We start from the raw sequence: 14410 nt of genomic DNA, 5'->3' as shown, positions 1-14410 counted from the left end.
CCTGGAGGGAGGGACGCGTCATGAGAGTCAGCATTTTCGGGCTCGGTTACGTGGGCTGCGTGTCGGCCGCGTGCCTGGCCAGCATGGGTCACGAGGTCATCGGGGTCGACGTGAACCAGGTGAAGGTCGACCTGGTCAACGACGGCAAGGCCCCGGTGGTCGAGGAGCGGATCGGCGAGCTCATCGCCGAGGTCGTGCGGACCGGAGCGCTACGCGCTACCGGCGACGTCCGCGAGGCGATCATGGGCAGTGAGGTGTCGCTGGTCTGCGTGGGCACCCCGTCGGAGCCCAACGGCAGCCTGTGCACCACGTATCTGGAGCGGGTCACCGAGCAGATCGGCGCCGCGCTGGCCGAGCGGGGTGGGCGGCAGACTGTCGTGTTCCGCAGCACCATGCTCCCGGGCACCTGCCTGAACCTGCTGGTACCGATCCTGGAGAAGTACGCCGGCGGCACGGCCGGGGTGGACCTGGGGGTCGCGGTCAACCCGGAATTCCTGCGCGAGGGCACGAGCGTGCGGGACTTCTTCGACCCGCCCAAGACCGTCATCGGCGAGCTCGACCCGGCAAGCGGCGACGCGGTGATGGCGCTGTACGACGGGTTGCCCGGTGAGGTGTTCCGGGTGCCGGTCCCGACGGCCGAGGCGATCAAGTACGCGGACAACGCGTTCCACGGCCTCAAGATCGGCTTCGCGAACGAACTGGGCGCGGTGTGCCAGGCGTTCGGGGTGGACTCGCACCAGGTGATGGACGTGTTCCTGGCCGACCGCAAGCTGAACGTCAGCCCCGCCTACCTGCGGCCCGGCTTCGCCTTCGGTGGCTCCTGCCTGCCCAAGGACCTGCGCAGCCTGGTCCACGCGGCGCAGCGGGCCGACATCTCGGTACCCATCCTCTCCCACGTGCTGCCCTCCAACTCCGCACACTTGCAGCGCGCGGTGGAGCTGGTCGAGCGCACCGGCAAGCGCCGGGTGGGTCTGTTCGGGCTGTCTTTCAAACCCGGTACCGACGACCTGCGCGAGAGCCCGCTCGTCGAGCTGGCGGAGAGGCTCTTCGGCAAGGGTTACGACCTGCGGATCTACGACGCCAACGTGAGCCTCTCCCGGCTGATCGGCGCGAACCGCGAATACATCGAGACCCGGCTGCCGCACCTCGCGCAGCTGCTCGCGAACTCCGTCGACGAGGTGCTCGAGCACGCCGAGGTGTGCCTGGTCGGGACCAGGGATCCGGCCGTGCTGGCGGCGCTGCCCCATGACGACGGCCCGGTGATTGTCGACCTCATCCGCCTTCCCGATGCCGAGACGCGTCGGGCCGAACCGGGGTACATGGGCCTTGCTTGGTGACACGACCAGTGGCGACCGGCCAGACCGGCGCGCGCTGATCCTGGTGGAGAACCTGTCGGTGCCGTTCGACCGGCGGGTGTGGCAGGAGTGCACGACGCTGCGCGACGCGGGCTGGAAGGTGCACGTCATCTGTCCCCGGGGGGAGAAGCGGGACACGGAGCCGGAGGCGGAGATCGACGGGGTGCGGATCCACCGCTACCCGTTGCGCGCGGCCACCGGAGGACCGGCCGGCTACCTGCGGGAGTACGGATCGGCGTTGTGGCACACGGTCCGGCTGGCCCGCAAGGTCGGCCCGGTCGACGTGGTCCACGCCTGCAACCCGCCCGACCTGCTGTTCCTGCCGGCACTGTGGCTGAAGCGGCGCGGCGTGCGGTTCGTTTTCGACCAGCACGACCTGGTGCCCGAGCTGTACCTCTCCCGGTTCGACCGCGGCGAAGACCTGCTCTACCGCGCCGTGTGCGCGCTGGAACGGCGGACCTACCGGGCCGCGGACGTCGTGCTCGCCACGAACGAGAGCTACCGGGACGTCGCGATGCGCCGTGGCGGTCGGCGGCCGGAGGACGTCTTCGTGGTGCGCAGCGCGCCCCAGATCGACCGGTTCCAACCGGTGGCGCCCGAGCCGGAGTTGAAGCGCGGCAAGCCTCATCTGCTGTGCTACCTCGGCGTCATGGGCCCTCAGGACGGCGTCGACTACGCCTTGCGGGCTCTTGCGAAGCTGCGCGACGAGCTCGGGCGGACCGACTGGCATGCGGTGTTCGTCGGCTCCGGCGACGCCTTCGACGCGATGGTGGAGCTGTCCAGGCGGCTCGGGCTCTCCGAGCAGGTGCAGTTCACCGGGCGCATTCCGGACGCCGATCTGGTGCGCTACCTGTCCACTGCGGACGTGTGCCTCTCCCCCGACCCGCGCAATCCGCTCAACGACGTGTCGACCATGAACAAGGTCCTGGAGTACATGGCGATGGGGCGACCGATCGTCTCGTTCGACCTCCGGGAGGCGCGCGTCTCCGCCGGTGACGCCGCCGTCTACGCGCCCGCCAACGACGAGGCCGAATTCGCCAAGCTCATCGCGCTGCTCCTGGACGATCCGGAGGAGCGGGCCCGGATGGGCAAGATCGGTCAGGAGCGGATCAGCGGGCCGCTTTCCTGGCGGAACTCGCAAGCGTCGCTGCTCGCCGCCTACGCCGCCGCCTGCCATGACCGCACTCCGGTGTCGGCGGGCGACCCGGTCCGCACAGGGAAGAGGCCGCGCCGTTGAGCGATGACACGATCCGCCTGGTCACGATCGGGCGGATTCTCCGTCGGCGGTGGCGGCTTCTCGCCATCCTCACCCTCGTGGGCGCGCTCGTCGGCTACGGCGCCTCCTTGCTGATCCCGCCGAGATACACGACGTCGGTATCGGTACTGCTGCCGGGGCAGTGGGAGGAGCGCGAGCTGCTGACTCAGGTGGACATCGCGACCAGTTCGGCGGTGGTCGACCGCGCGGCCGCCAGGCTCGGCTGGACCGGCGTCAGCAGCAGCGAGCTGCGGGATCGAGTGAGCGCCGAGGCCGCCGACGGGAACATCGTCAAGATCTCGGGTACGGCCGACACCCCGGAGCGCGCGCAGCGGCTCTCCGACCAGGTGGCCCAGGAATTCGTCAGATTCGCCGTGCGGATCGCAGGCGGGAGCACCGACCCCGGAGCGGCGACGGGGCCCGAGGCGCTGCGGAAGCAGGTGGTGGAGACCAACCGCCGCATCACCGACCTGGCCGATACGGCCGATCCGGGGCAGACCGTGGAGAGCGTGCAGACCCGCACCGAGCTCGAGAAGCTGCGCACCGCGCTGCAGGACGCCATGAAGAAGCTGAACGAGGCCGACCCGGCCACCAACAAGGCCAGCATGGTCGTCATGGGGCCGGCGGCCCGGCCGACGGGCGAGGCCCCGCCGACGAGGATGCAGCTCATCGTCGCCGGGGCGCTGCTGTTCTTCCTGCTCGCAGTCATCGGCCATCTCGCCGCCGCACGGATGAATCGGCGGCTGCGCACCGAACCGGAGATCGCCGCGGCGCTGGGCTCGGCGCTCCTTGGCACCGTCGACGTACCTGGTGAACGGCCCGCGCACCGGCCAAAAGGCCGTGGCTCGCGGGCCTGGGTCCGCCCGCTCCTTGGCGTCGACACGCGGTGGGACGTACCGACCCCGCGGATGTCCGGCGACGAGGCCGACAGGCGGATCCGCTACCGGCGCCTGTGCGCTCGCCTCCGGGACCAACTGCCGGCCCCCCGGCGGCTGCTGGTTGTCGTACCGGACGGCGACGAGATCGCCCGCCTGGCCGCGGGGCAGCTCGTCGCCGAGGCCAAGAGCGATCCGCTGCTGCGGGTGGTGGAGGTCTCGGTGGACCGGCCGGTGGTGCCGGACCGCGACACCGAGTCCGGTGCCCTGGTCGTCCTCAGCGCGGGCAGCTGGACCGCGGAGGAGCTCGTCGGCATCGCCGGGGCGTGTGCGGACGGCAGGCATGAGGTCGTCGGCATCGTCGTCGCCGACACGGTCCGGGCCCGTCCGACGCGGACTGCCGGCCGTCCTCCGGATGAGGACACTCTGGTGCTCGCGGTTCGCGGCCACGCGACGGGAGGTTCAGTGTGACGACGAGCAAGACATCGGAGTCGTCGGCCGCCGCTCCGCTCCTCGACCTGCAGGCGCTGGTGGTGGCGGTGCGCAGGCGCCGCCGCCTCTGGTGCTCCCTGGCGCTGCTTGGACTGCTGATCGGCGCGGCGGTGGCGGTCCTGCTGCCGCCGCCGCCGAGCGCGGTGACCAAGGTGTTGGTCGCGCATCAGGAGGACCAGCCGAACGACACCGGAACGCTGATTCGCACCGACGTCGCGCTGCTGGGGACCACGCGGATCGCCGACCAGGCCCTGCGGTCCCTCAAGTCCCCGGAAAAACCGGAAGACTTCATGCGGGACTACCGGGGTACCGGCTTGACCAACAACCTGCTGCAGATCGATGTGACAGGTGACACCGACGCGGAAGCGGTGGCCCGGGCCAAGGCACTGGCCGATGCGTTCGTCGCGGACCATGTGAAGCGGATGCGGGAGACCGCGGACGCCGAGGCCAAGGCCCTGCTCGACCAGCGTGATCGCATGCAGGACGAGCTCGCCGGGGTCAACAAGGCGATCGGCGGCCGATCGCCGGGGAGCGACCCGAAAGCGTCGGCGAGCATCGAGTCGCTCTTCGCCCGCCGGGCCGAGCTCACTTCGCGGATCGCCGATTTCGGCCAGCGCGCCGAGGAGGCGCGCATCGGCACGCCCCAGCTCATCGCCGGCACGCAGATCGTGGACGCCCCGCGCGCGGTGCGGTACTCCCTGCCCAGGGCCGCGGTGACCAACGCCGTGATGGGGCTCGTGCTCGGACTCGTCCTCGGACTCGCGCTGGCCGCGGTCGGCGCTGTAGTGGCGGACCGCCCCGTGCTGCGCCGGGAGATCGCGGCGAACCTCGGCGCCTCGATCATCGCGGAGCTGCCCCACCGGCCGGCCAGGCTGTGGCAGCGCCGACGGACCCGGGCGGCACGCGAACGGCTCACCGCGACGCTGGCCCGCACCGTACGCGGCTCCGCGGAACCGCTGTCGCTGCTGGAACTGGGCTGTGCGCGCAGCACGAGCGTGATCGCCCTGAACCTCGCCGGGGCGCTGGCGGCAAAGGGGCCAGTGGTCATCGTCGATGGTCTGCCCGGGTCGCAGCTCGCAGGCCGCCGCCCGAAGCCAGGAGACCCGACCGTGGTCAGCGGCGAGCGTGCCGCGGACGTGTCGCATCAGGAGCGTCGACTCGGCGTCGGCTCGGTTTCGCCCGGCACGGCGTGGACCGACCTCCAGTACCTCGGTACCCAGACCGTGCTCGTCGTGCGTGCCGGGCACGGCAGCGCCGCATGGCTGCACACCGTGGCGCGGCAGCTCGCGGACCAGCGCATTCCGGTGATCGGTGTGGTGCTGATCGACCCCGATCCGCGTGACCGGACCGACGGCACGTTGTGGGACGGGCTGCAGACCGCGCTGCGTGGCCGGAACGAGCGGCAGGCCTCGCAGAGCGGGACGGGCCGACGGCGGAGGGAGCGGCTGCCGATGTGGGCTGCACGGGTCCCGAACAGCGACCAGGAGGCGCGGTAGGACATGTGTGGCATCGCAGGTACTTACCGGTGGCCGGACGGGAAGGTCGTGACCGACCGGCTCACCGATACCCTCGCCCACCGCGGTCCGGACGGGGCGGGCCGCTACAGCCACCCCCTCGGTGACGGCGAAGTGCACCTCGGGCACCGCCGGCTGGCCATCATCGACCTGTCCGGGACCGGCGCCCAGCCGATGGTCTCGGGCGGCCTCGCCCTGACGTACAACGGCGAGCTGTACAACGCGCCCGAGCTGCGTGCCGAACTGGCAGCCGCCGGGGTGCGCTTCCGCGGTACCTCCGACACCGAGGTGGTGCTGGAGGCCTGGCGGCGCTGGGGCACGGACTGTCTGCCCCGGCTGCGCGGCATGTTCGCGTTCGGGATCTTCGACGAGCGAACCGGTGAACTGGTGCTTGCCCGCGACCAGCTCGGCATCAAGCCGCTGTTCCTGCTGCGGCGCGGTGCGGGCCTGGTGTTCGCCTCCGAGCTCAAGGCGCTCGCCGCCGCGACCGGCGGGTCGCTGGAGGTGGACCATGCGGCGCTGGTGGCCTCGCTGTTGTACTACTGGGTGCCGGACTCACGGTGCGCGTTCCGCGAAGCGGAGAAGGTGCCGCCGGGGAGCTGGCTGCGGTGCCGGCCCGACGGCCGGGTGGAGCGCGGCCGGTTCTGGAACCTCCGGGACGTCGCCGCCGAGGGCCGGGAGCGGGCCCGGGCCGGCGAGCGGCCGGATGTCGCTGCCGTCGTCGAGGAGTCGACTCGGCGCCACCTGCTCTCCGACGTACCTGTGGCGACCTTCCTCTCCGGCGGCCTCGACTCCAGCTACCTGACCGCGCTGGCGGCCCGTGACCGACCCGGGATCTCCGCTTACACGATCGGGTTCCGCGCCGAGGACGCCAGGTTCGAGGCGATGCCGGACGACCTGCGCTATGCCCGGCGGGTGGCCGAGCGGTTCGGCGTCGACCTGCATGAGATCGAGATCGCTCCGCATGTGCTCGACCTGCTGCCGCAGATGACGTACCACCTGGACGAGCCGATCGGCGACCCCGCCGCGATCAACACGTTCCTGATCTGCTCGGCCGCCCGGGAGGCCGGGGTCAAGGTGATGCTCTCGGGGATGGGCGCCGACGAGCTGTTCGCCGGGTACCGCAAGCACCTGGCCAACCTGCTCGCGCTGCGCTACCAGTGCGTCCCGCGACCCCTGCGGCGCGGCCTGTCCAGGGCCGTGGATCGGCTGCCGGTCGCCACGTCCCGCCGGGGGTACCGGTCGGTGCGCTTCGCGAAGCGGTTCCTCTCCTTCGCCGATCTGCCGGAGGAGACCGCGTTCCGGCGCAGCTACACCATGTACGACCAGGACGAGCTGCTCGCCTTGGTCAATCCGGACTTGGCCGGGACGGTCGAGGACGTGCTGACCGAGCATGCGGACATCTACGAGGACAACGACCTCGACGACTTCGTCAACCGCATGTGCCTGGGCGACGCCCGGATGTTCCTGCCGGGCCTGAACCTCACGTACACCGACCGGTCGAGCATGGCCGCGTCGACCGAGGTGCGAGTGCCGTACGTGGACGTCGAGGTGGTCAAGGCGGCGTTCGCCGTGCCCGGCGATCGCAAGATCGTCGGACGGCAGGGCAAGGCCGTCCTCAAGGAGGCGGCCACCTCGATCCTGCCCCGGGAGATCGTCTACCGGCCCAAGGGCCTGTTCAGCGCCCCGCTGCGCGCCTGGATGAGCCGGGATCTGGCACCGCTGGTGCACGAGGTGGTCAATGACGGCGTGCTCGTCCGTTCCGGGTTCCTGCGCCGCGACGCACTGGCGCGCCTCGTCGCCGAGGACGCCGCCGGGCAGCGGGACTTCTCCAAACATCTGTGGCATGTGCTGACCCTCGAGTACTGGTATCGCACCGCGACCTCTGGCTCCGGCCAGAGCCAGGCAGCTTGACGGCGTAGAAACAAGAGGAGCTCGGGTGAAGCAGGTTGTGCAGAACTACAAGAGCGGCGAGCTGGCGGTGCTCGACGTGCCGGTGCCGGGGTGCAAGCCGGGCGGTGTGCTGGTCCGCAGCGCCTACTCGCTGATCTCCACCGGGACCGAGCTCATGAAGGTGTCCGAGGCCGGCATGTCGATGCTGGGCAAGGCCCGCTCCCGTCCGGACCAGGTGGCCAAGGTCATGCAGAGCGTGGCCACCAACGGGGTGCCCGCCACCTACCGCAAGGTGATGGGCAAGCTGGACTCCTACACGCCGCTGGGCTACTCGCTGTGCGGGGTGGTCGAGCAGGTCGGCGCCGGGATCGACGATGTGGCGGTCGGCGACCTCGTGGCCTGCGCCGGCAATGAGCACGCGTTGCATGCCGAGCTGAACTGGGTGCCGAAGAACCTCTACGCCCGGGTGCCGGACGGCCTCGCCCGGCGGCACGCGGCCTTCGGCACCGTCGGGTCGATCGCGTTGCAGGGCGTCCGCCGCGGCGAGTCACAGCTCGGCGACGTGGCGCTGGTCATCGGCCTCGGGCTGATCGGGCAGCTGGTGGTGCAGCTCCTTGCCGCCTCGGGAGTCCGCGTCGTCGGGGTCGACCCCGACCCGGTGCGCTGCGAGCTCGCCGAGCGCCTGGGCGCTGCGGCCTGCGGCGATCCCGCGTCCGCGGCCGTGGAAGCCGCCGTCGCCGAGCTCACCGGCAGTCACGGCGTGGACCAGGTGTATCTGGCCGCAGGCGGCGGCAGCAACCAGCCTGTCGAACTGGCCGCCCGGCTCTGCCGGGACCGCGGCCGGGTCGTCGACATCGGCAAGTGCCGGCTGGACCTGCCGTGGAACGCGTACTACGAGAAGGAGCTCGACGTCCGGTTCTCCCGCAGTTACGGCCCCGGGCGCTACGACCCGGAGTACGAGCTCGAGGGGCGGGACTACCCGATCGGCTACGTGCGCTGGACCGAGCGTCGCAACCTGGCGTGCTTCCTCGATCTCGTCGCCCGCGGCCGCGTCGACGTGGAGCCCTTGGTCTCCCGCATTGCCGACTTCGGCGACGCGGTCGACACGTACCAGCGCCTGAAGGACGGCGACCTGAAGGCCGTGGCTGTGCTGTTCCGGTACCCCGAACACGCGGGGGAAGCGGTGGTCCCGGCGGTGGCAGTGCCCGCGGTGAAGAGACGCACCGGCGGAGTGTCCGCCCCGGCCCGGGCCGCCAAGACGCCGGTACGGCTGGCGTTCGTCGGCGCGGGAAACTACGCGACGTCGATGCTGCTGCCGCACCTGGCACAGCGCGACGGTGTCGAGTTGTCGACAGTCGTCACCACGACGGCGCTGTCCGCGGCCAACGCGCAGCGGAAGTTCGGCTTCGCCGAGGCGACCACCGATCTCGACGCCGTGCTCGGAGACAAGTCCATCGACGCGGTGTTCGTGGTCACCCGGCACAGCTCGCACGCCGAACTGACCCGAAGGGCGCTGCTGGCCGGCAAGACGGTGTTCGTGGAGAAGCCCCTGGCCCTCACTGAGGACGAGCTGGCCGGCGTGCTCGCAGCGGTGGAGGAGTCCGGCAACGACCGGCTGCAGGTGGGCTTCAACCGCCGGTTCGCGCCGTTGCTGGATGAGGCCAGGAAGCGGTTCGGCGCCCGGACCGGTCCGGCGAGCCTCCGCTACCTGGTCAACGCGGGCCGGCTGCAGCACGGCAGCTGGTACCTCCAACAAGGCACCGAGGGCTCGCGGTTCGCCGGCGAGGGCGGGCACTTCATCGACACGGCGAGCTGGCTGCTCGCGGCCGACCCGGTCTCGGTGTACGCGGTCGCCACGTCCGGCAACGAGGATCTGCAGGTCGTGCTGCGCTACCCGGACGGGTCCACTGCCACCATCAGCTACGTCACCACCGGCGCGTCCAGCTTCCCCAAGGAGACGCTGGACCTTGTCGCGGACGGCAAGGTGCTGCGGCTCGACGACTTCGTCCGTGCCTCGGTGTACGGCCGCAAGCGGTGGGTCAGTTCGCGGCTGCCCAAGGCCCGGGACAAGGGCCAGTCCGCCGAACTGGCCGCGTTCATCAAGGCCGTGCGGACCGGCGGGCCGATGCCGGTGCCGCTGGAGTCGTTGGTCGCCACCACGGCGGCCACCCTCGCTGTGCCGGCCGGGCTGGCCGGCGGTGCGCCGGTGACGTTGGCGAGGGCGCGATGACCATGAGCGCGGGCTGGTACCTGCGGCGGCTGTCCCGGATGGGACCGCGGGAGGTCGGCGGCCGGGTGGGCGACGCCGTGCGCAGGCGGCGGTGGCGGTCGGCGCGGCCGAACTGCCCGAGCGTGACCGGCGCCCGGTTCACCGCGGTACTGCCCGCCGGGACGATCGCCGCACTGCCTCCGGACGCCGCGAAGCGCCTCATCGTCGAGGCGGACCGGCTGATGTACGGGTACGTCGAGTATTTCGGGGTGGTCCGCGACGACCTGGCCGACCCGGACTGGTGGTGCGACCCGAAGACCGGGCGCCGGGCTCCGTGGGGCTACGCCTTCGACGTGCCGTACCGGAACGAGGACGCGGTCGGGGACATCAAGCAGATCTGGGAGCTGTCCCGGCATCAGTACCTCACCGTGCTCGCCGCCGCCTACGCGATCACCGGGGACGAGCGGTACGCCGAGCGAGTGGCCGAGCACCTGCGGTCGTGGTGGGCGGCCAGCCCACCGCTGTGCGGCGTGCACTGGATCAGCGGCATCGAGTTGGGCATCCGGCTGCTGTCCTGGGTGTGGGTCCGCCGGCTGCTCGACGGCTGGCCGGGCGTGGCCGCGCTGTTCGAGGGCAACCCGGTGGCGCTGAATCAGATCTGGCACCACCAGCGCTGGCTGGCCGCCTTCCCCAGCCGGGGGTCTTCGGCGAACAACCACGTCATCGCCGAGGCCGCCGGGCAGTTCGCCGCGGCCTGCGCGTTCGGCTGGTTCCCCTCCTCGGCGCGTTGGCGGGCCGGCGCGCTGCGGTCGCTGGAGCGGCATCTGCGCAGCAACACCTTCGCCTCCGGCCTCAACCGCGAGCTGGCCACCGAATATCACGGACTCGTGCTGGAACTCGGCCTGGCCGCGGTGGCCGAGGCGGATGCCGCAGGCGTGCCGGTCCCCGCGTCCATCCGGCTGGTGCTGCTGCGGATGACCGACGCGCTCGCGGCCATCGTGGACAGCCGGCTACGGCCGCCGCGCCAGGGGGACGCGGACGACGGTCACGGTCTGGTCCTGGACGGCGCGGGCACCGACCGCTGGGCCTCGCTGCTGGCCACCGGGGACGCCGTGTTCGGCCGGCTCGCCTGGTGGCCGGCAGTGACCGGCACCGATGTGCGCACCCCGCTGCTGGCCGCGCTCATCCGGCCGTACTCGAACAAGGGAACCGCACCGACCGTGACCCGCCCGGCAAGCCGACCGGCTCACTTCGCCGATGCGGGCATGACCATCCTGCGCGGTCCGGAAGAGATCTGGTGCCGCTGCGACGGTGGTCCGCACGGCTTCCTGTCCATCGCCGCGCATGCCCACGCGGACGCGCTGTCCGTGGAGGTCCGGCACGACGGGGTCGACGTGCTCGCCGACCCGGGGACGTTCTGCTACCACGGGCAACCCGAGTGGCGGCAGCACTTCCGCTCGACCCTCGGCCACAACACCCTGCAGCTGGACGGCGGTGACCAGTCCGTCTCCGGCGGCCCGTTCCTGTGGACCCGGCATGCCCGCAGCCGCGTCCTGGCCGCGGACACATCCGGCGAGGGGGCGGCCCGCTGGTGCGCCGAGCACGACGGCTACCAGGGCTCCGTGCACCGCCGCCGGGTGGAGCTGACGGCCACGAGCCAGGAGCTGAGGGTGGTCGACGAGGTGCGCGGCCGACGCCGGGACGTGCAGCTGGCGTTCCATCTCGGCCCGGCGATCGCCGCGGACCTGGTGGGCAGCCGGGCAGTGCTCACCTGGACCCGGGACGGCGAGGACCGCTCCGCGGTGCTCGACCTGCCCGCGCAGCTGCGCTGGCGGGCGCATCGTGGCGAGACCGACCCGCCGCTGGGCTGGTACTCCGCCGGATTCGGGCGCAAGGAACCCACCACCACGCTGGTCGGCTCCGGCTTCGCCGACGGCACGCAGGGTTTCACCACCGTACTCAGGTTCAACGGCTAGGGAGGAAGGACGCTTGGGGATCAAGAGGCGGCACTGGGCGTTGGCGGCGGCACCGCCGGCGCTGGCCCTGCTGGCGGCGACCGGCTGTGAGAGCACGTCGGGCGACAAAGCGGAGCCGAAGGCCGCGCCGGCCACGTCCGCGGCCCGGGTGTGCGCCGAGCCCGCGGCCGGGCCGGAGAAGGCGCCGGCGGGCGCGGTGACGGTCGACCCCGCGGTGGTCGGTGACCTGGCAGCGAAGACCAAGAGCAGCCCCCCGAACACCACGTTCTGGCTCCGACCGGGCAAGCACAGGCTCGACCTGGACCGCTACGCCCAGGTCATCCCCAAGGAGGGGAACCGCTACCTCGGTGCGCCGGGCGCGGTGCTCGATGGCCAGAAGAAGAACCAGTACGCGTTCGGCGGCAGTGCCCGCAACGTCACCATCCGCTACCTGACCGTGCAGAGTTTCGTCGCGCCGCCCGACGAGGGCGTGGTCAACCATGACTCGGCCGACGGGTGGGTGATCGAGCACGCGACGATCCAGTACAACTCCGGCGCCGGGCTGATGGCCGGTGCCCGCCAGCAGGTCCGCGCCAGCTGCCTGCGCGACAACGGCCAGTACGGCATGAACGCGTACAAGGCCGACGGCCCCCTCCGTGACCTGGTGGTCGAGGGCAACGAGATCGTGGGCAACAACACCGGCGACTGGGAGCGGCAGCGGGAGGGCTGCGGCTGCACCGGAGGCATCAAGTTCTGGGCCGTCAACGGCGCCGACGTACGCGGCAACTGGGTGCACGACAACCGCGGAACGGGGTTGTGGGCGGACACCAACAACAACGACTTCCGCATCGAGAACAACGTGCTCGAGGCCAACGACGGTGCCGCGCTGATCTACGAGACCAGCTACAACGCGGTCATCCGGAACAACACGATCCGGCGGAACAACTGGGTCGAGGGCCGCAGAGAAGCCAAAAAGGGCGACACCTTCCCGTTCGCGACCATCTACCTGTCCGAGTCCGGCGGCGAACCGCGGATCAAAGCCCGCACCGACAAGATCGAGATCTACCGGAACGTGCTGGAGAACAACTGGTCCGGGATCACCCTGTGGGAAAACGCCGACCGGTTCTGCAACAGCCCGGCCAACACCTCGTCCGGTGACTGCACCCTGCTGGTGCGGGACACCGACCGCTGCGAGCAGCCGGCGATCGCCAAGGCACCGCTCTACGCCGACTGCCGGTGGAAGACCCAGCGGGTGGACATCCACGGCAACCGCTTCGTCCTCGACAAGTCCGTCGTCAAGTGCACGGAGAAGTGCGACCGCATGGCGGTGCTGGCCAACTACGGCACCTATCCGGACTGGTCGCCGTACAAGGGTGAGGGGGTGGCTGAGGCGATCACCCACAAGCAGCACAACCGCTGGCACGACAACGTCTACCGCGGACCATGGAAGTTCGTCGCCCACGACCCGAGCCGGACACTCGACTTCGGGCAGTGGCAGAGCACGCCGTACCAGCAGGATGCGGGCAGCGCCCTCGACCCACAGGCCGGTGGTTGAGATGGGCGGGGAACCGACGCGCGGTGGGCTGCCGGGCGGACCGGACACGGCGGGAACGCAGCCCGGCGCCGAACCGCGTCCTGCCGGCACGCCGAGGATCGTCGGGATCGTCTGGGGGCTGCTGGTCCTCAACACGCTCGGCTCCGCCGGGGCGAAGACCATCATTCCGCTGCCCCGCTCCCTCATCCAGATGGTCACCATGGGCGCGCTGGTCGCCGCGTTCACGCTGGCGCTCGCGCTCAATCTCCGGCTGCGCATCCGAGCCAGCGCCTTCGTGTTCCTGCTCACCCTGCTGCTCGTGCCGAGCGTGATCTCCAGCGCGTACCTGGAGTCCGGGTTCGGTGCGCTGTTCCGCTGCACCCGGCTGGCTCTCTTCGTCGGCACGCTGTGGCTGCTCAGCCGCTGGTGGGACGGCAGCCTGACGTTCGTCCGGCACCACATCCGGATGTACTTCGCGGTGCTCGGGTCGGTGGCCGCCGGCTTGGTGGTCTCACCGGGCGCGGCCATGCCCGAGCTCTACGGCGGGCGTCTGGTCGGCGCGTTGTGGCCGCTCACCCCGCCGCAGATCGGACAGTACGCCGCGGTGATCATCGGGCTCACCGTGCTGCTCGTCCTGGGCCGCCGGACCGACAGGGCCAGCGCGGCGGTGGTCATCGTGCCGTCACTCGTCCTGCTCGCGTTGACCCATACCCGGACGGCCACGCTCGGCCTGTTCATCGGGCTGGCGTTGGCGATCGGCTCGCTCATCCCGACCAGCGCCGCCGCCCGCCGGTTCTTCAGCTGGGCGGTGCTGTGCGCCGCGGTGGCCGCGGTGGGGTTCGCCTCCGCGCTGCAGGCGTGGTTCCTGCGCGGACAGAGCAAGGAGAACTTCTCCAGCCTCACCGGCCGGGCCAAGGTCTGGGACGCCCTGCTGGCTGCGCCCCGGTCGACCTCGGAGAAGTTGTTCGGCGTGGGCCTGGGCGACAAGTCGTTCGGCGGGCTGCCGATCGACAACAGCTGGCTGGCCGTTTACAACGAGCAGGGTCTGATCGGTGTCACCCTCGTCGCGGCGATCATCATCGTGCTGGGGGGCGTCGCGTTGCTGCGGCCACCGTCGCTGCAGAGGGCCTGCGCGATCTTCCTGATCGGCTACTGCGCGCTTGCCTCGTACACCGAGGCCGGCCTTGGCGACGCCTCGCCGTATCTGCTGCATCTGGCCCTGGCCGCCTCGCTCCTTGCGGCGCCTGCCGAGGTCGCTCCCCTCTCGACGCCCAAAGTCCCTCGACGACGCGTCCCGCATGGGGCCCGGAGATCGGAGGTGACCTGAG

Annotated in this window: 9 protein-coding genes; all 9 read left to right on the top strand. The window is 71.1% G+C overall.

Annotated elements, in window-relative coordinates; genetic code table 11:
- Positions 1-20 precede the first annotated feature (20 nt).
- The 9 genes from ACFU6I_RS11830 to ACFU6I_RS11790 are packed head-to-tail and all read left to right on the top strand — an operon-like array spanning position 21 to position 14409.
- Positions 21-1337, top strand: a complete 1317-nt coding sequence (locus ACFU6I_RS11830; protein WP_384364186.1) for a nucleotide sugar dehydrogenase — start codon at positions 21-23, stop codon at positions 1335-1337.
- Positions 1327-2592, top strand: coding sequence for a glycosyltransferase family 4 protein (locus ACFU6I_RS11825; protein ID WP_384364184.1), 1266 nt, complete (start codon positions 1327-1329; stop codon positions 2590-2592). The genes ACFU6I_RS11830 and ACFU6I_RS11825 overlap by 11 nt, the downstream gene beginning before the upstream one ends.
- On the top strand, positions 2589-3956 hold the full coding sequence (locus ACFU6I_RS11820) for a Wzz/FepE/Etk N-terminal domain-containing protein (protein ID WP_384364182.1): 1368 nt from the start codon (positions 2589-2591) through the stop codon (positions 3954-3956). The genes ACFU6I_RS11825 and ACFU6I_RS11820 overlap by 4 nt, the downstream gene beginning before the upstream one ends.
- Positions 3953-5473: a Wzz/FepE/Etk N-terminal domain-containing protein gene (locus tag ACFU6I_RS11815; RefSeq protein ID WP_384364180.1), complete on the top strand. Its 1521-nt coding sequence runs from the start codon at positions 3953-3955 to the stop codon at positions 5471-5473. The genes ACFU6I_RS11820 and ACFU6I_RS11815 overlap by 4 nt, the downstream gene beginning before the upstream one ends.
- Before the next feature lie 3 nt (positions 5474-5476).
- On the top strand, positions 5477-7405 hold the full coding sequence (gene asnB / locus ACFU6I_RS11810) for an asparagine synthase (glutamine-hydrolyzing) (protein WP_384364178.1): 1929 nt from the start codon (positions 5477-5479) through the stop codon (positions 7403-7405).
- 25 nt (positions 7406-7430) lie between these two features.
- The gene (locus ACFU6I_RS11805) at positions 7431-9614 is read left to right on the top strand and encodes a bi-domain-containing oxidoreductase (protein WP_384364176.1); all 2184 of its coding nucleotides are present in this window, start codon (positions 7431-7433) and stop codon (positions 9612-9614) included.
- Positions 9611-11569: an alginate lyase family protein gene (locus ACFU6I_RS11800; protein ID WP_384364174.1), complete on the top strand. Its 1959-nt coding sequence runs from the start codon at positions 9611-9613 to the stop codon at positions 11567-11569. The genes ACFU6I_RS11805 and ACFU6I_RS11800 overlap by 4 nt, the downstream gene beginning before the upstream one ends.
- 13 nt (positions 11570-11582) lie before the next feature.
- Positions 11583-13103 carry a right-handed parallel beta-helix repeat-containing protein gene (locus tag ACFU6I_RS11795; protein WP_384364172.1) on the top strand — a complete coding sequence of 507 codons (1521 nt, stop codon included), beginning with the start codon at positions 11583-11585 and terminating at the stop codon, positions 13101-13103.
- 1 nt (position 13104) lies between these two features.
- The gene (locus tag ACFU6I_RS11790) at positions 13105-14409 is read left to right on the top strand and encodes an O-antigen ligase domain-containing protein (protein WP_384364170.1); all 1305 of its coding nucleotides are present in this window, start codon (positions 13105-13107) and stop codon (positions 14407-14409) included.
- The last annotated feature ends 1 nt before the right edge of the window (position 14410 follow it).

Source organism: Streptomyces sp. NPDC057486, from assembly GCF_042802415.1.
In the GTDB taxonomy this organism is placed as follows: domain Bacteria; phylum Actinomycetota; class Actinomycetes; order Streptomycetales; family Streptomycetaceae; genus Streptomyces; species Streptomyces yanii.
The sequence above is the reverse complement of the archived record's forward strand: the minus strand, read 5'-3'. Positions and strand labels throughout refer to the sequence as shown.